Origin of the sequence: Hydrogenophaga sp. ANAO-22 (genome assembly GCF_042466645.1) — a bacterium.
Lineage (GTDB): Bacteria > Pseudomonadota > Gammaproteobacteria > Burkholderiales > Burkholderiaceae_C > Hydrogenophaga.
The window spans coordinates 92828-107362 of the sequence record NZ_CP159956.1 but is presented as its reverse complement, the minus strand read 5'-3'; the positions used below and the strand labels follow the sequence as shown (position 1 = coordinate 107362).

Genomic DNA, 14535 nt, shown 5'->3' with positions numbered 1-14535 from the left:
GTGGATTGACACCGGCGAAGCACACCGGGCCACCAGCATCGCAGCCGTGGTTGACGAAACGCAGCATCGACCGCAATCCAAGACCGCTGCGAACCTGGAGCTTCGAATGAAATTACGTACCGTCCTCATCACCGCCGCGATTGCCGCCATGGGGGCCAGCGCTTTTGCGCAAAGCACCATGGACAGTTCGCCCAAACCCGCGGCACCCGCCGCCATGCCAAGCCCGGCGGCCGCCCCCGCGACCACCGCGATGCCCAAGACCATGCCGGCCGAAAAGCACAAGGCCGCCAAGGCCCCGCACAAGAAGCACGTGGCCAAGAAGGCGACACACAAGCAGAAGGCCATGCCGACCGAGCAGAAAGCCGCGGGCTGACGCACGCAACGGGGTGGGGCGCCGGCAGCGCCCCGCCGCGCCCCACCATGCCACGGCGCCGCAAATGACATTTGTCATCTGCGGCGTTGTCGTTTGCAACCTCCCGTTCCCACGCCCGCCGCAGAGTGAACCTCATCCCAACCACCGACCAGAAAGGCCGAACATGTCCAACAACCTCCCCGCGCTCCTGCTCGTTGATGCGATGGTCGGCGCCACGGCCTACACCCCCCCGCTGCACGAGTCGGGTGCTGTGCCGCTGTCGATGCAAGCCATGGACCATGTCCGGCGGGCGCAGGTCGACGTCTATTGCAGCCACGACAGCCTGGCCATCTCGGCCATCCGCGAGGCCCGCCGCGCGCTGCATGCCACGTCCGCCGTGGGTGTGGCCGATGCCCTGGTCGCGCTGGACGAGGCGTCCTGGTTCATCCGCCACCACGAGTTCCTGCGCGCGGAGGAGGCCCTGGAAACGGCGCTGGACCTCATGCGAGCCCTGTCAGGCCGGGTTTCATGAACCCGACGACCGAGCCGTCCGAGGGCGGCGGCGATCCACCCCCTGCCCGCAATGGCATGGCCATCCCGGAGCTGGTCGCCGAGGTGTACGAGACCGCGCTGCCGACCGACCGTGGCCACATGCTGGAACAGTTGCTGCGCCCTCTGGGCGTGCTGTCGCTGGTGGCGATCGCCGACGGCGTCTTCGCGAAGATCCGTTTTCGCGGTGGTTGGCAGGAGTTCCACGTGCGGCTGGAGGACATCCCCAACGTGCAATCCGCCGACATCGTGGCGCTGGTCGATCACGCACAGCAGGTCAGCGTCGAAGCGGTCGATGGCCTGGCGCGGCTGGTGCTCATGTCTCCCGGCCTTTCGGGTTCGGCCGCGGCCATGGTGCTCGTGGGCCTGCTGCTGCAGCGCTCGCGCCAACGCCGCGTGGAAGGTGCCCGCGACCAAGCCGGGCCAGAACGAGATGCCTAGGGCCTCGCCTGTTCTATAAATAATCAGACGCGGCGGTTTATTATTGGGATTCGACCCCAATGAAAGACCGCCATGAATGTGCTGATCGTCTATGCCCACCCGGAACCCCGGTCCTTCGGAAAGGCGCTGCTCGACCGCTCCGTCCAGACCTTGCAGGCCTGCGGGCACCAGGTCGTCGTGTCCGACCTGTACGCGATGGGTTTCAACCCCGTGGCGACGGGCGATGACTTCACCGAGCGGCGCTTCCCCGATGCCTTGCAGTACGACCGCGAGCAGAAGCAGTCCTCGCAGCGCCAGACCTTCACGCCCGACATCCAGGCCGAGCTCGACAAGCTGCTGGCCTGCGACCTGTTGATCCTGCAGTTCCCGCTGTGGTGGTTCTCGGTGCCCGCGATCCTCAAGGGCTGGATCGACCGCGTGTTCGTCAACGGCACCGTGTACGGCGCGGGCGGCAAACGCTTCGACAACGGCGGGCTCAAGGGGCGCAAGGCCATGCTGGCCTTCACCACCGGCTGCTTCCCCGACATGATGGAGGCCGACGGCCTGCTGGGGCAGCGCGACGTGATCCTGTGGCACCTGCAGCACGGCACCTTCGGCTACGGCGGCCTGCAGGTGCTGGCGCCCTTCGTGGGCTTCTCCATCCAGTACACCGACGAGGCCCAGCGGCACGCCTACCTCGATGCCTACGAGGCACGGCTGCGCGGCATCGAGCATGAAGAGGTGATGCCCTCGCACCCCCTGGCCGACTTCGGCCCCGACTGGCGGCTCAAACCCGGGATCGCTCCGCGCACGGCCGGGCACCGCCGACTGTCCACGGAGGCCTGACCCATGCCACAGGCCACCTGGAGCGATCTCGACATCGAAGCCTTGCTGACGCTGGACCGTCTGGGCGAAGGGCGCTGGCGCAGCCGCCACGGCGACGCCAACCTCAACGGCCGTTCGTACGGCGGCCAGCTGCTCGGGCAGGCCATGATGGCCGCGCTGATGGACGTGCCCGCCGGCCGCGAGGCGACCATGATGCAGTTCCTCTTCCTGCAAGGCGCGATGCCCGATGAGCCGGTGGACTTCGGCGTGACCGTGTTGCAGGAAGGCAAGCGCTTCAGCTCGCGCCACGTGCGCGCCGCGCAGGGCAATGGCCGCACGGTGCTGGACGCGCAGGTCACCTGCGCGCTGCCGCTGGACGCGCCGACCCACGCCAGCCCGAGCACCGCGCCCCTGGGCGAGCGGCCGGAGGATCTGCCCCGGTTCGACGAGGTGGACCGCGCGCTGATCGGCGACCTGACGCGGCTCGGCGGCTACTCGCAGGACCGCAAGCCCAGCATCGACTTCCGCGTGCCCGACCCCACGCGCCAGCTCGCCGAGACCCACATGAACGGGCGCTTCCGCTTCTGGATGCGCGCGATCCGGCCGCTGCCCGACGATGCGCGCTTCCAGGCCGCCGCCTTCGCCTACCTCTCCGACTGGTGGCTCAACTTCGCCGCGCTGGGCCTGCACCTGCGCGACCTCCACGGCCGGCCGCTCTACATCTCCAGCCTGAACCACGCGCTGTGGCTGCACCGCCCGGTGCGCGCCGACCAGTGGCTGCACGTGGACTGCACCAGCCCGTGCGCGCAGGCCGGGCGCGGCCTGTCCATCGGCGCGGTGCACGACCAGCAGGGCCGCCAGCTGGCGTCGATGACGCAGGAATGCCTGATGGCTTACGCCTAGGGCGGGGTCAGACCTGCTCGGCCGGCAGGTGCACCACGATGCCGTCGAGCGCCGGGCTCATGCGCAGCTGGCAGCACAGCCGGCTGGTCTCGCGTGGCTCGGGCACGCCTTCGAGCATGAAGGCCTCGGTCTCGGAAATGGGCGGCAGTTGCGGCGCCCATTCGCTGCCGATGTAGCCGTGGCAGGTGGCGCAGCTGCAGGAGCCACCGCAATCGCCCAGGATGCCGGGCACGCCGTTGTCCACCGCGATCTGCATCAGGCTGCGCTGGTTGGGGGCGTCGATGCGGCGGGCGGTGCCGTCGTGTTCGATGAAAGTGACGATGGGCATGGGAGCGAATTCCTTTTCGGTGGGCCGGTGGACGATGGCTTGACATAGTCCGTCTCGTCGGACTATTATTGCACCATCGGAAACGGACAACAAGCCCGATCCGCCCCCGACACCACGGAGATGACACCTTGAGCAACTGCGCCCATGTGATTCCCATTGCGCCCGCTGCCGCGACCGGCCCGGCCGTTCGCTGGGACGACCTCGTCCGCGACGACCACGTGCACGGCTCCCTCTACACCGACCCCGCGATCTACCAGGCCGAGCTGCAGAAGATCTGGTACCGCACCTGGGTCTATGTGGGCCACGAGAGCGAGGTGCCCAACGCCAACGACTACGTGATGAAGTCGATCGGCCCCGAGCCCATCCTGATGACGCGCGACAAGTCCGGCCAGATCCATCTGCTGCACAACCGCTGCCCGCACCGCGGCAACCGGGTCTGCATGACGGAGAAGGGCAACGCGCGCTCCTTCACCTGCCCGTACCACGGCTGGACCTTCGCCAACGACGGCGCGCTGCGCGGCTACCCGTTTCCCTCGGGCTACGAGGGCGCCGACCGCTCCCAGCTCGGCCTGGGCAAGGTGGCGCGCGTGGCCTCGCACCGGGGTTTCGTGTTCGGCTCGTTCGCGCAGGAGGGCGAGTCGCTGCTGGAGCACCTGGGCGCGGCCGCCGGCGCGATCGACGCGCTGTGCATGAACTCGCCCGAGGGCGAGGTCGAGGTCACGGCGGGTTACCTCAAGCACAAGGTCAAGGCCAACTGGAAGTTCCTGGTCGAGAACGAGACCGACGGTTACCACCCCTCGTTCGTGCACGCCTCCATCTTCGAGGTGGCGCAGAGCGGCATCGGCACGCTGTACGACAGCGACTCCACCGCCGTTTCGCGCGACTTCGGCAAGGGCCACACCGAAAACGACCTGCGGCCCGAGTTCCGCAAGCGCGATGTGCCCATGGGCTGGTTCGGCACCACGGCCGACCGGCTGCCGGCCTACGTCGCGCAGATGGAAGCGGCCTACGGCAAGGACAAGGCGCGCGAAATCATGATCGACGGCACGCCGCACATCATGATCTTCCCCAACCTGTTCATCGCGGAGATCCAGCTGTTCGTGCTGCAGCCGCTGTCGGTGGACCACACGGTGCAGCACGTCACCGCCATCCAGTTCAAGGGCGCGCCCGACATCAACCGCCGCCTGCGCCAGCAGACCATGGGCTCGGTGGGCCCGGCCGGTTTCCTGCTGGCCGACGACGCCGCCATGTACGAGCGCACGCAGCTCGGTGTGCAGTCCAGCAACCCCGAGTGGCTCTACCTGGGCCGGGGCCGCCACCGCGAGCGCCTGGACGAAAACGGCTACCGCATCAGCGACAACACCGACGAAACCCCTTCGCGCGGCATCTGGCGCCACTACAAATCCATGATGGAGGCTGCATGAGTTCAGTGCTCGATGCGCGTTCCCTGCTCGACGAGGTCACGCAGTTCATCTACCGCGAAGCGCGCTACCAGGACGACCACGCCTACGACGACTGGGAAGCCCTGTGGACCGACGACGGCGTCTACTGGATCCCGGCCAACGGCGAGGGCGGCGACCCGGAAAAGGAAATGTCCATCATTTACGACAACCGCTCGCGCATCGCCTTGCGCATCCGCCAGTTCCACACCGGCAAGCGCTACAGCCAGACGCCGCAGTCGCGCCTGCGCCGCGTGGTCTCGAACGTGGAGATCCTGAAACAGGAGGGCGAGGAACTGCTGGTCACCTCCAACGCCATGGTGTTCGAGTCGTCCCCGGCGCGGGGCGACACCCTCTGGGCCTCGCGCAACGAATACACCCTGCGCCGCGAGGGTGATGCCCTGCGCATGGCGCGCAAGAAAGTCGTGCTGGTCAACAACGAGACCGCGCTGTACTCGATGGCCTTCCTCATCTAGGCCCCACCAGGAGACCACCGCATGGCACAAGAAGACAAGAAAACGCCAACCCCCGAAGTGCTGATCGGCGAAGGCCCGGCGCTGCTGGCGCTGCACGCCGACGGCGTGGCCCACATCCGCCTGAACCGGCCCGAGGCCGCCAACGGCCTGGACATGGCCATGCTCAAGGGCCTGCACGAGGTGATGACGGCGGTGCACGGCGACGGCCGCGTGCGCGCCGTGCTGATCACCGGCGAGGGCAGGAACTTCTGCGCCGGTGGCGACGTGCACACCTTCCTCTCCAAAGGCGAGGCGCTGCCGGACTACATCCGCATGGCCACGTCCTACCTGCAGATCGTGGCCTCCATGATGATGCGGCTCAACGCGCCGGTGGTCAGCGCCGTGCACGGCTTCGCGGCCGGCGGCGGCGGCATGGGCCTGGTGTGCTCGTCCGACTTCGTGGTCGCCGGCGCCTCGGCGAAATTCCTGGCCGGCGCCACGCGCGTGGCCATGGTGCCCGACGCGGGTGTCTCCGTCACGCTCACCCAGCTCGTGGGCCTGCGCAAGGCGATGGAGATCCTGATGCTCAACCCGGTGATCACCGCGCCGCAGGCCCTGGCCATGGGCCTGATCACCCGCGTGGTGGACGACGAACAACTGCAGAGCGAAGCCTTCGCGCTGGCGCGCCAGCTCGCCGCCGGCGCGCCGGCCGCGCTCGCGGGCACCAAGCGCCTGCTGTGGAACGGCCTGGGCTCCGGCGTGGACGCCTGCATGCCCGAAGAGAACCGCATGCAGGCTTACCTCTCGGGCATGGCCGATGCGCGCGAGGGCCTGGCCGCCGTGATCGAGAAACGCGCGCCCACCTTCACGGGCCGCTGAACATGGCCGCCCCCAACCCCCTCGCGGGCCGCAAGGCCTTCGTCACCGGTGGCGCCAAGGGCATCGGCGCGGCCATCGCGCGCCGCCTCGCGGCCGACGGCGCGCTCGTGACCATCGCCGACCTGGACATGGAGGCCGCGCAGGCCTTGGCCAACGGCATCTGGGCGCGCGCCGTGCGGCTCGACGTGGCCGACCTCGCGCAGGTCGCCGAGGTGATGGCCGAACACGGCCCGGTGGACATCCTGGTGAACAACGCCGGCGTGGACCAGCACGCCTTCTTCACCCGCACCACGCCGGAAGACTGGCGCCGCCTGATCGCGATCAACCTCGAATCGGTGTTCGCCACCACGCACGCCGCCTTGCCGGCCATGCGGGCCGCGGGCCACGGGCGCATCATCAACATCGCCTCCGAAGCCGGCCGCCTGGGCTCGCGCGGCGGCGCGGTGTACGCCGCCGCCAAGGGCGGCGTGATCGCCTTCACGCGCTCCATCGCGCGCGAGAACGGCGACAAGGGCATCACCGCGAACGTGATCGCGCCCGGCCCCATCGACACGCCGCTGCTGCGCCAGGCGGTGGCGCAGGGCGGCGACAAGCTGCTGGAGGCCATGACTGGCGCCACGCTGGCCGGCCGCCTGGGCACGCCCGACGAGGTGGCCGCCGCCGTGGCCTTCCTGGCCTCGGCGGACGCGGGCTTCATCACCGGCGAGGTGCTGGGCGTTTCCGGCGGCATGGGGTGCGGCGCATGAGCACCGCTGTGGAGCAAGTGATCGAGCGCGTGCGCCAGGTCTATGGCCGCTGGACGCGCGACACCACGGTGGCGCAGATGCGCCAGGACTGGGACACGCTGTTTGGCGGCGTGCCCGTGGACGCCAGCATCGAAGACGTGAACGCCGGCGGCGTGAAGGCCCAGTGGGTCGGCGCACCGGGGGCGGACGCGCAGCGCGTGCTGCTGTACTTCCATGGCGGCGGTTTCCAGGTCGGCTCGCTGGTCTCGCACCGCGAGCTGATGGCCCAGCTCTCCGCCGCCGCGCGTTGCCGCGTGCTGGGCGTGGACTACCGCCTCGCCCCCGAACACCGTTACCCCGCCGCGCTCGACGACGCGTCGGCCGCCTGGCAGTGGTTGATCGGCCAGGGCTTCGAGCCCAGGCACATCGCCCTCGCGGGCGACTCCGCCGGGGGTGGCCTGGCGCTGAGCCTGCTGCTGCGCCTGCGCGACGCGGGCCGGCCGCTGCCGGCCGCCGCCGTGCTCATGTCCGCGTGGACCGACCTCACCGCCTCGGGCGCGAGCTACGGCGCGCGCGCCGACAGCGACCCCATCCACCAGCGGCCCATGATCGTGGCCATGGCCCGCAACTACCTCGGCAAGGAAGGCAACCCCGCCGACCCGCTGGTCTCGCCCCTGTTCGCCGACCTCAAGGGCCTGCCGCCGCTGCTGGCCCAGGTGGGCGACCGCGAGACCGTGCTCGACGACTCGCGCGACTTCGTGGCGCGCGCCAAAGAGGCCGGTGTGGACGCCACCCTGCAGGTGTGGGACCACATGATCCACGTGTTCCAGCAATTCCCCGCGCAGCTGCCCGAAGCGCGCGCGGCCATCGACGACATGGGCCGCTTTCTGCGGGGGCATTGGGCTCACCCCCGCGCCGCTTCGCGTCACCCCCTCAAGGGGGCGATACCAGCCGACCGGCAGAGCCGGATCGGCGGTACCTCTGGTTCGATACCGATCACCCCCACTCACGGAGACCGACACACATGACCGCAGGCATCACCGGATATGGCAGCTACATCCCCCGGCTGCGCCTGAGCCGCCAGGCCGTGGCCCAGGCCAACGCCTGGTACGCGCCGCAGTTCGCGGGCCGCAAGGGCACGCGCTCCATGGCGAACTGGGACGAAGACAGCCTCACCATGGCCGTGGCCGCCGCGCGCGACTGCCTGGGCGCGGACGACGAGCGCGGCCACATCGGCAGCGTGCAGCTGGTCTCCAGCACGCTGCCGTTCGCCGAGCGGCTCAACGCCGGCGTGGTCTGCGAGGCGCTCACGCTGGACGAAGGCGTGGAAGCCCTGGACATGGGCGGCTCGCCCAGCGCCGCGCTCAGCGCCGTGCTCGGCGCGCTGGACCGCGTGAACGCGCGCGGCGGGAACGCCCTGGTGATCGCCACCGACCACCGCAAGACCCGCGCGGCCAGCTCGCAGGAGCTCGACTATGGCGACGGCGCGGCCGCGCTCACCCTCGGCCGCGAGAACGTGATCGCCGAGGTGCTGGGCAGCGCCACGCTCACGGTCGACTTCGTGGACCACTTCCGCAGGGCCGGCGAAGACATCGACTACCACTGGGAAGAACGCTGGGTGCGCGACGAAGGCATCGGCAAGCTCGGGCCGCGCGCCATCGCCAGCGCCCTGCAGAAGGCCGGCGTGGAAGCGAGCGCGGTGGACCACTTCATCTTCCCCACCACCTTCGCCAAGATGGACGTGCAACTCGCCAAGGCCTGCGGCATCCGCGCCGAGGCGGTGGCCGACTCGCTGGCCGCCACCGTGGGCGAGACCGGCACGCCGCACGCGCTGCTCATGCTCGCGGCCGTGCTGGAGCGCGCGCAGCCGGGCCAGCACATCCTGCTGGCGCAGTTCGGCGGCGGCGCGCAGGCCGTGGTGCTGCGCGTGACGCCGGCCATCGCCGCCTTCCGCCCGGCGCGCGGCGTCTCGGGCTGGCTCGCGCGCGGCGTGGAAGAGAAGAACTACACCAAGTTCCTCTCGTTCCGCGAACAGCTGCGCCTGGAGCGCGGCATGCGCGGCGAGCAGGACCGCAAGACCGCGCTGAGCACCGCCTACCGCCACCGCGCCGCCATCCTGGGCCTGGTGGCCGGGCGCTGCGAGGTCACGGGCCAGGTGCACTTCCCGCCCTCGCGCATTTCCTACGACCAGGGCAAGCCGCTGCAGGACACGCAGAAACCCCACAAGCTCGCCGAGCGGCGCGGCCAGGTGCTGAGCTGGTCGGCCGAGTCGCTCTCGTTCCACCGGGCGCCGCCACACCAGTACGGCCAGGTCGATTTCGAGGGCGGCGGCCGCATCCTCATGGAGTTCACCGACGTGGCCAAGGGCGACGTCGCTTCGGGCACCGAGGTCGAGATGAGCTTCCGCATCAAGGACATCGACGAGCTGCGCGGCTTCACGCGCTATTTCTGGAAGGCCACGCCCGTGGCCTCCGGCGTCGACACCACCGCAGCATCCAAGGAGTAAGCCATGCCCATCGGCATCAAGGACAAAGTCGCCATTCTGGGCATGGGTTGCAGCAAGTTCGGCGAGCGCTGGGACGCCAGCCCCGAAGACCTCATGGTCGAGGCCTACAACGAAGCCATGGCCGACGCCGGCATCGCGCCCGAGCAGCTCGACGCGGCCTGGTTCTCCACCCACATGGACGACGTGGGCACCGGCCGGGGCGGCACGCCCATGGGCATCGCGCTGCGCCTGCCCAACATCGGCGTGACGCGCGTCGAGAACTTCTGCGCCGGTGGCTCCGAAGCCATCCGCGCGGCGGTGTACGCCGTGGCCGCGGGCGCCTGCGACATCGCCATCGCGCTCGGCGTGGAGAAGCTGAAAGACACTGGCTACGGCGGCCTGCCGGTTTCGGCCGTCGGCACCTACATCCCGCAGTGGTACCCCAACGCCGTGGCCCCGGCCAACTTCGCGCAGCTGGCCTCGGCCTACCAGCGCAAGCACAACGTGGACCCGGCGCTGCTCAAGCGCGCCATCGCGCGCGTGTCGATCAAGAGCCACGCCAACGGCGCGAAGAACCCCAAGGCGCACTTCCGCCAGGCCGTGACCGAAGAGCAGGTGCTCAAGGCGCCCATCATCGCGGAGCCGCTGGGCCTGTACGACTGCGCGGGCGTGTCCGACGGCGCGGCGGCGGTCATCGTCACCACGCCCGAGATCGCGCGCTCGTTGGGCAAGCGCGACCTCGTCACCTTCAAGGCGCTGCAGGTCGCGGTGTCCAACGGCTGGGAGATGCACTCCAATCAGTGGGACGGCAGCTACGTGCACACCGCGCGCATCGCCGCGCGCAAGGCCTACGCCGAAGCCGGCATCGCGAACCCCGGGAAGGAAGTGAGCATGACCGAGGTGCACGACTGCTTCTCCATCACCGAACTCGTGACCATGGAAGACCTGGGCCTGTCGGGCGAGGGCGAGGCGGTGCGCGATGTGCTGGACGGCAAGTTCGACGCCGAAGGCGCGATCCCCTGCCAGATCGACGGCGGCCTCAAGTGCTTCGGCCATCCCATCGGGGCCAGCGGCATCCGCATGCTCTACGAGATGTACCTGCAGCTGCAGGGCCGCGCCGGCCCGCGCCAGCTGAAGGATCCGAAGATCGGCCTCACCCACAACCTGGGCGGCCAGCCCTCGCAGAACGTGTGCTCGGTCTCCATCGTCGGCCGCGAGGGCGTGTGATGAGCGCCACCCCCGTGGTTCTGGTGGACCGCCCCGCGCCGCACGTGGCGCGGCTGCTGATCAACCGCCCTGACAAGCGCAACGCCATCGACTTCGATGTGCGCCAGCAGCTCACCGAGGCGCTGGCCGTGCTGCTGGGCGATGACACCGTGCGCGCCATCGTGTTCGGCGGCGCGCAGGGCGTGTTTTCCGCCGGGGGCGACGTGCCCAGCATGGTGGGCCTCACCGAAGCGCAGGCGCGCGAGCGCATGCGGCACATCCACCGCCTGTGCCAGCTCATCGCCGAGGCCGGCGTGCCGGTGGTCAGCGCCATCGAAGGCATCGGCGCGGGCGCGGCCGTGGGCCTGGCCCTGATGGGCGACCGCATCGTGGTGGGCGAGGGCACGAAGATCCTGTTCCCCTTCCTCAAGCTCGGCCTGGTGCCCGACTGGGGCCAGCTGCTCACGCTGCCCCGGCGCGTGGGCCTGCCGGTGGCGCGGCGCATCCTGACCGAGGGCGTGCCGGTGAGCGGCACCGAGGCGCACCGCATCGGCCTGGCCGACACGCTGGTGGCCGATGCGCAGGTGATGGCCACCGCCGTGGCCCAGGCCGCCGAGCTGGCGCTGCTGCCGAGCGAGGCCTTCGCGCGCATGAAGGCGCGGCTGAACCACCCTTCGGCCACGCTGGCCGAGGAACTGTCGCGCGAGGAAAACGACCAGGCCGTCTGCCTGCTCGGCGAGGATTTCGTCGAAGGGCACGACGCCTATGTGAACAAGCGCGCCGCCGATTTCGTGGCGCGTCCAGGAGTGAAACGATGAGCCAGGAAGAAGCCGTGCTGGTGCGCCGCGAAGGCGCCGTGGGCACCGTGGTGCTCAACCGGCCGGAGAAGCGCAACGCGCTCGACCTGACGATGCGCGCCGCGATCGCGCAGGCGGTGCGCACGCTCGACGCCGACGACAGCGTGCGCGCGATCGTGATCACCGGCGGCGAGGGCGTGTTCGCCGCCGGCGCCGACCTGAACCTGCTGGTGGACAAGGGCGCGCAGGACGTGGCGGAGATCGACCTCGGCCAGTACTGGGCCCCTGTGGCCGGCTGCGGCAAGCCCACCATCGCGGCGGTGAGCGGTTTCGCGCTGGGCGCGGGCTGCGAGCTGGCCATGATGTGCGATTTCATCGTGGCCGACGCCAGCGCGCGCTTCGGCCAGCCCGAGCTGGCCGTGGGCATCATGCCCGGCGCGGGCGGCACGCAGCGCCTGGTGCGCACGCTGGGCAAGCAGGTGGCCTCGCTCATGCTGCTGACCGGCGAGATGATCACCGGCGAACGCGCCTTCGCGCTGGGCCTGGTGGCCGACCTGGCCGCCGACGGCAAAGCGCTGGAACGCGCCGCCGAGCTGGCGCGCAAGGCCGCGCGCATGCCGCCCAAGGCCGTGAAAGCCACGCGCCAGGTGCTTCGCCAGGGCGCCGACCTGCCGCTGGACGCCGCGCTCTCGCTGGAGAACCGCGAGTTCCTGCTGCTGTTCGACACCGCCGACAAGACCGAAGGCATGCGCGCCTTCCTCGACAAACGCAAACCCGAATTCAAGGGTCGATGACCACATGACTTCCAACAACGTGAAACCGCTCACCCTGGGCGTGGTGGGTGCCGGCGCCATGGGGCGCGGCATCGTCCAGCTGTTCGCGCAGGCGGGCCACCGCGTGCGCTGTTTCGACGCGGCCCCCGGTGCCGCTGCCAAGGCCGTCGAGTTCGCGCTCGGCATGATCGGGCGCGGCGTGGACAAGGGCCGGCTCGGCGCCGAGGCCTTCGAGGCGATCCGCGCGAGCGTCTCGCCCTGCGACGGCATGGCCGGGCTCGCCGGCTGCGACGTGGTGATCGAAGCCATCGTGGAAGACCTGGCCGTCAAGCGCCAGCTGTTCGGTGCGCTGGAGGCCGTGGTCGCCGAGACCACGGTGCTCGCGAGCAACACGTCTTCGCTCACCGTGGCCGACATCGCCGCCGCCTGCCGCCACCCGGCGCGCGTGGCCGGCCTGCATTTCTTCAACCCGGTGCCGCTGATGAAGGTGGCGGAGGTGATCGCCGCGCTGCGCACCTCGCCGCAGACGGTGCAGACCCTGAGCGAGCTGGTGAGCGGCGCCGGCCACCGCGCGGTGGTCACGGCCGACCAGCCCGGCTTTCTCGTGAACCACGCGGGGCGCGGCCTCTACACCGAAGGCCTGCGTGTGCTGGAAGAGCAGGCCGCAACGCCTGCCGACGTGGACGACGTGCTGCGCGAGGGCGTGGGTTTTCGCATGGGTCCGTTCGAGCTGCTGGACCTTACCGGCCTGGATGTGTCGAGCAAGGTCATGGCCTCGATCTACGAGCAGTTCCAGCACGAGCCGCGCTTCCGGCCCTCGTCGCTGGTGGCGCCGCGCGTGGCCGCCGGCCTGTTCGGCCGCAAGACCGGGGAGGGCTGGTACGTCTACGACGGCGACACCCGCCGCGCCGCGCCCGCGCGCCCCGTGCCGCCGCCACGCGCCGGGGTGGCGGTGTGGATCGACCCGCAGGCCAGCGGCCGTGCCGAACTGATTGCCCTGCTGAGCGGCGCGGGCGCGCGGCTCACCGACGGCGCGGCGCAGGCCGAGGTCTGCATCGTGCAGCCCTGGGGCGGCGACGCCAGCCACGCGGCCGCCGCGCTCGGCCTGGACGCCGCGCGCACCGTCGCCGTCGACCCCATGGTGCCGCTGGCCCTGCGCCGCACGCTCATGCTCACCGCGCTCACCTCGGCCGCCGCGCGCGACGCCGCCTGGGGCCTGCTGGCGGCCGACGGCGTGCCGGTCACCGTCATCAACGACAGCCCAGGCTTCATCGCCCAGCGCGTGCTCGCCACCATCGTCAACATCGCGGCGCAGATCGCGCAGCGCGGCATCGCCAGCGTGGCCGACATCGAGGACGCGGTGAAACTCGGTCTGGGTTACCCGCACGGCCCGCTGGCCTGGGGCGACCGCATCGGCGGCGCGCGCATCCTGGAGATTCTGCGCACCATGCAAGCCGAGACCGGTGACCCGCGCTACCGGCCCAGCCCCTGGCTGGTGCGGCGCGTGGCGCTGGGCGTGTCCCTGCTCACGCCGGAGGCATCTCGCTCATGAGCATCGACATTCACCACCTGCGCGAATGGGTGGGCCGCGAGCAAGTGGCCGAGCAGACACTGGAGCCCTTTCCCGCCGCCGCCCTGAGCGGCCTGCTGGACCGCGCCGCGCCACCGGCGGTGGGCGAGGCGCTGCCGCTGCCCTGGCACTGGCTGTACTTCCTGGATACGCCCGCGCGCGCCGCCACCGGCGTCGACGGGCATCCGCAGCGCGGCGGTTTCCTGCCGCCGGTGCCGCTGCCGCGCCGCATGTGGGCCGCGGGCTCACTGCAGTGCGAGACCCCGCTGCGCCTGGGCGCAGCCGCGCGCAAGACCTCCACCGTGCGCAGCGTGGACCTGAAGGAAGGCCGCAGCGGCCCGCTGGTCTTCGTGACCGTGGACCACGTGCTGGAGCAGGGCGGCCAGGTCTGCATCCGTGAAGAGCAGAACATCGTCTACCGCGAAGCGCCCACCGGCCCCGCGCCCCTGCCAGCGGGCGAGCAGGCCGCGAAAGCCGCGCAATGGTCGGCCGTGCTGCAGCCCGACCCGGCGCTGCTGTTCCGTTTCTCCGCGCTCACCTACAACGGCCACCGCATCCACTACGACCGCGACTACGCGGTGCGCGAGGAGTTCTACCCCGCGCTGGTGGTGCACGGCCCGCTGCTGGCCACCGCGCTGCTGGACCTGCTGGCGCGCGGCCGGCCCGGCGTGCCGGTGCGGTCCTTTTCGTTCCGCGCGCTGCGCCCCGCCTTCGACACCGACACGCTGCAACTCTGCGCCGCCGCCGAGGGCGACACGGTCGAGCTCTGGACGCAGGACGCGCACGGCCAGGTGGGCATGACGGCCCGCGCCACGCTGGGTTGAACGCC

17 protein-coding genes are annotated in these 14535 nt (G+C 70.5%); 16 read left to right on the top strand and 1 reads right to left on the bottom strand.

The window, feature by feature from the left end:
• The first annotated feature begins 46 nt into the window (after positions 1 to 46).
• The 5 genes from ABSY19_RS00515 to ABSY19_RS00495 all read left to right on the top strand — a co-directional run bounded on the left by ABSY19_RS00515 (position 47) and on the right by ABSY19_RS00495 (position 3049).
• Positions 47 to 373: a hypothetical protein gene (locus ABSY19_RS00515; protein WP_382158102.1), complete on the top strand. Its 327-nt coding sequence runs from the start codon at positions 47 to 49 to the stop codon at positions 371 to 373.
• A 163-nt stretch (positions 374 to 536) separates the two neighbouring features.
• On the top strand, positions 537 to 884 hold the full coding sequence (locus ABSY19_RS00510; protein ID WP_382158100.1) for a hypothetical protein: 348 nt from the start codon (positions 537 to 539) through the stop codon (positions 882 to 884).
• Positions 881 to 1342, top strand: coding sequence for a hypothetical protein (locus tag ABSY19_RS00505; protein ID WP_382158098.1), 462 nt, complete (start codon positions 881 to 883; stop codon positions 1340 to 1342). Before ABSY19_RS00510 ends, ABSY19_RS00505 begins: the two co-directional genes overlap by 4 nt.
• 72 nt (positions 1343 to 1414) lie before the next feature.
• Positions 1415 to 2167 carry an NAD(P)H-dependent oxidoreductase gene (locus tag ABSY19_RS00500; RefSeq protein WP_382158096.1) on the top strand — a complete coding sequence of 251 codons (753 nt, stop codon included), beginning with the start codon at positions 1415 to 1417 and terminating at the stop codon, positions 2165 to 2167.
• 3 nt (positions 2168 to 2170) lie between these two features.
• Complete coding sequence (locus tag ABSY19_RS00495) at positions 2171 to 3049, top strand: acyl-CoA thioesterase (RefSeq protein WP_382158094.1); 879 nt, start codon at positions 2171 to 2173, stop codon at positions 3047 to 3049.
• 7 nt (positions 3050 to 3056) lie between these two features.
• Here the strand turns inward: ABSY19_RS00495 and ABSY19_RS00490 are convergent, their stop codons facing one another.
• On the bottom strand, positions 3057 to 3377 hold the full coding sequence (locus ABSY19_RS00490) for a 2Fe-2S iron-sulfur cluster-binding protein (RefSeq protein ID WP_382158091.1): 321 nt from the start codon (positions 3375 to 3377) through the stop codon (positions 3057 to 3059).
• A gap of 128 nt (positions 3378 to 3505) precedes the next feature.
• Here ABSY19_RS00490 and ABSY19_RS00485 point away from each other — a divergent pair, with 128 nt between their 5' ends.
• Genes ABSY19_RS00485 through ABSY19_RS00435 form a run of 11 tightly spaced genes read left to right on the top strand, consistent with a single transcriptional unit; the run spans position 3506 to position 14530 of the window.
• Positions 3506 to 4801 carry an aromatic ring-hydroxylating dioxygenase subunit alpha gene (locus ABSY19_RS00485; RefSeq protein WP_382158089.1) on the top strand — a complete coding sequence of 432 codons (1296 nt, stop codon included), beginning with the start codon at positions 3506 to 3508 and terminating at the stop codon, positions 4799 to 4801.
• The gene (locus ABSY19_RS00480; protein WP_382158087.1) at positions 4798 to 5292 is read left to right on the top strand and encodes an aromatic-ring-hydroxylating dioxygenase subunit beta; all 495 of its coding nucleotides are present in this window, start codon (positions 4798 to 4800) and stop codon (positions 5290 to 5292) included. Before ABSY19_RS00485 ends, ABSY19_RS00480 begins: the two co-directional genes overlap by 4 nt.
• A gap of 21 nt (positions 5293 to 5313) precedes the next feature.
• The gene (locus ABSY19_RS00475; protein WP_382158085.1) at positions 5314 to 6150 is read left to right on the top strand and encodes an enoyl-CoA hydratase/isomerase family protein; all 837 of its coding nucleotides are present in this window, start codon (positions 5314 to 5316) and stop codon (positions 6148 to 6150) included.
• A gap of 2 nt (positions 6151 to 6152) precedes the next feature.
• Positions 6153 to 6896, top strand: a complete 744-nt coding sequence (locus ABSY19_RS00470; protein ID WP_382158083.1) for an SDR family NAD(P)-dependent oxidoreductase — start codon at positions 6153 to 6155, stop codon at positions 6894 to 6896.
• On the top strand, positions 6893 to 7903 hold the full coding sequence (locus ABSY19_RS00465) for an alpha/beta hydrolase (protein ID WP_382158081.1): 1011 nt from the start codon (positions 6893 to 6895) through the stop codon (positions 7901 to 7903). Before ABSY19_RS00470 ends, ABSY19_RS00465 begins: the two co-directional genes overlap by 4 nt.
• Positions 7900 to 9381, top strand: coding sequence for a hydroxymethylglutaryl-CoA synthase family protein (locus tag ABSY19_RS00460; protein ID WP_382158079.1), 1482 nt, complete (start codon positions 7900 to 7902; stop codon positions 9379 to 9381). The genes ABSY19_RS00465 and ABSY19_RS00460 overlap by 4 nt, the downstream gene beginning before the upstream one ends.
• A gap of 3 nt (positions 9382 to 9384) precedes the next feature.
• Entirely contained in the window at positions 9385 to 10587 is a 1203-nt protein-coding gene (locus ABSY19_RS00455) for an acetyl-CoA acetyltransferase (protein WP_382158077.1), read from the top strand.
• Entirely contained in the window at positions 10587 to 11384 is a 798-nt protein-coding gene (locus ABSY19_RS00450) for an enoyl-CoA hydratase/isomerase family protein (protein ID WP_382158075.1), read from the top strand. Before ABSY19_RS00455 ends, ABSY19_RS00450 begins: the two co-directional genes overlap by 1 nt.
• On the top strand, positions 11381 to 12157 hold the full coding sequence (locus tag ABSY19_RS00445) for an enoyl-CoA hydratase-related protein (RefSeq protein WP_382158073.1): 777 nt from the start codon (positions 11381 to 11383) through the stop codon (positions 12155 to 12157). The genes ABSY19_RS00450 and ABSY19_RS00445 overlap by 4 nt, the downstream gene beginning before the upstream one ends.
• Before the next feature lie 4 nt (positions 12158 to 12161).
• Positions 12162 to 13688, top strand: a complete 1527-nt coding sequence (locus ABSY19_RS00440; RefSeq protein WP_382158071.1) for a 3-hydroxyacyl-CoA dehydrogenase — start codon at positions 12162 to 12164, stop codon at positions 13686 to 13688.
• A complete protein-coding gene (locus ABSY19_RS00435) occupies positions 13685 to 14530 on the top strand; it encodes an acyl-CoA dehydrogenase (RefSeq protein WP_382158069.1) in 846 nt (281 codons plus the stop codon). The genes ABSY19_RS00440 and ABSY19_RS00435 overlap by 4 nt, the downstream gene beginning before the upstream one ends.
• The last annotated feature ends 5 nt before the right edge of the window (positions 14531 to 14535 follow it).

Bases quoted from the DNA above. Each gene is read 5' to 3' on its own strand.
- ABSY19_RS00510 (WP_382158100.1), top strand. From the start codon at position 537: ATGTCCAACAACCTCCCCGCGCTCCTGCTCGTTGATGCGATGGTCGGC.
- ABSY19_RS00505 (WP_382158098.1), top strand. From the start codon at position 881: ATGAACCCGACGACCGAGCCGTCCGAGGGCGGCGGCGATCCACCCCCT.
- ABSY19_RS00500 (WP_382158096.1), top strand. From the start codon at position 1,415: ATGAATGTGCTGATCGTCTATGCCCACCCGGAACCCCGGTCCTTCGGA.
- ABSY19_RS00495 (WP_382158094.1), top strand. From the start codon at position 2,171: ATGCCACAGGCCACCTGGAGCGATCTCGACATCGAAGCCTTGCTGACG.
- ABSY19_RS00490 (WP_382158091.1), bottom strand. From the start codon at position 3,377: ATGCCCATCGTCACTTTCATCGAACACGACGGCACCGCCCGCCGCATC.
- ABSY19_RS00480 (WP_382158087.1), top strand. From the start codon at position 4,798: ATGAGTTCAGTGCTCGATGCGCGTTCCCTGCTCGACGAGGTCACGCAG.
- ABSY19_RS00475 (WP_382158085.1), top strand. From the start codon at position 5,314: ATGGCACAAGAAGACAAGAAAACGCCAACCCCCGAAGTGCTGATCGGC.
- ABSY19_RS00470 (WP_382158083.1), top strand. From the start codon at position 6,153: ATGGCCGCCCCCAACCCCCTCGCGGGCCGCAAGGCCTTCGTCACCGGT.
- ABSY19_RS00465 (WP_382158081.1), top strand. From the start codon at position 6,893: ATGAGCACCGCTGTGGAGCAAGTGATCGAGCGCGTGCGCCAGGTCTAT.
- ABSY19_RS00460 (WP_382158079.1), top strand. From the start codon at position 7,900: ATGACCGCAGGCATCACCGGATATGGCAGCTACATCCCCCGGCTGCGC.
- ABSY19_RS00455 (WP_382158077.1), top strand. From the start codon at position 9,385: ATGCCCATCGGCATCAAGGACAAAGTCGCCATTCTGGGCATGGGTTGC.
- ABSY19_RS00450 (WP_382158075.1), top strand. From the start codon at position 10,587: ATGAGCGCCACCCCCGTGGTTCTGGTGGACCGCCCCGCGCCGCACGTG.
- ABSY19_RS00445 (WP_382158073.1), top strand. From the start codon at position 11,381: ATGAGCCAGGAAGAAGCCGTGCTGGTGCGCCGCGAAGGCGCCGTGGGC.
- ABSY19_RS00440 (WP_382158071.1), top strand. From the start codon at position 12,162: ATGACTTCCAACAACGTGAAACCGCTCACCCTGGGCGTGGTGGGTGCC.
- ABSY19_RS00435 (WP_382158069.1), top strand. From the start codon at position 13,685: ATGAGCATCGACATTCACCACCTGCGCGAATGGGTGGGCCGCGAGCAA.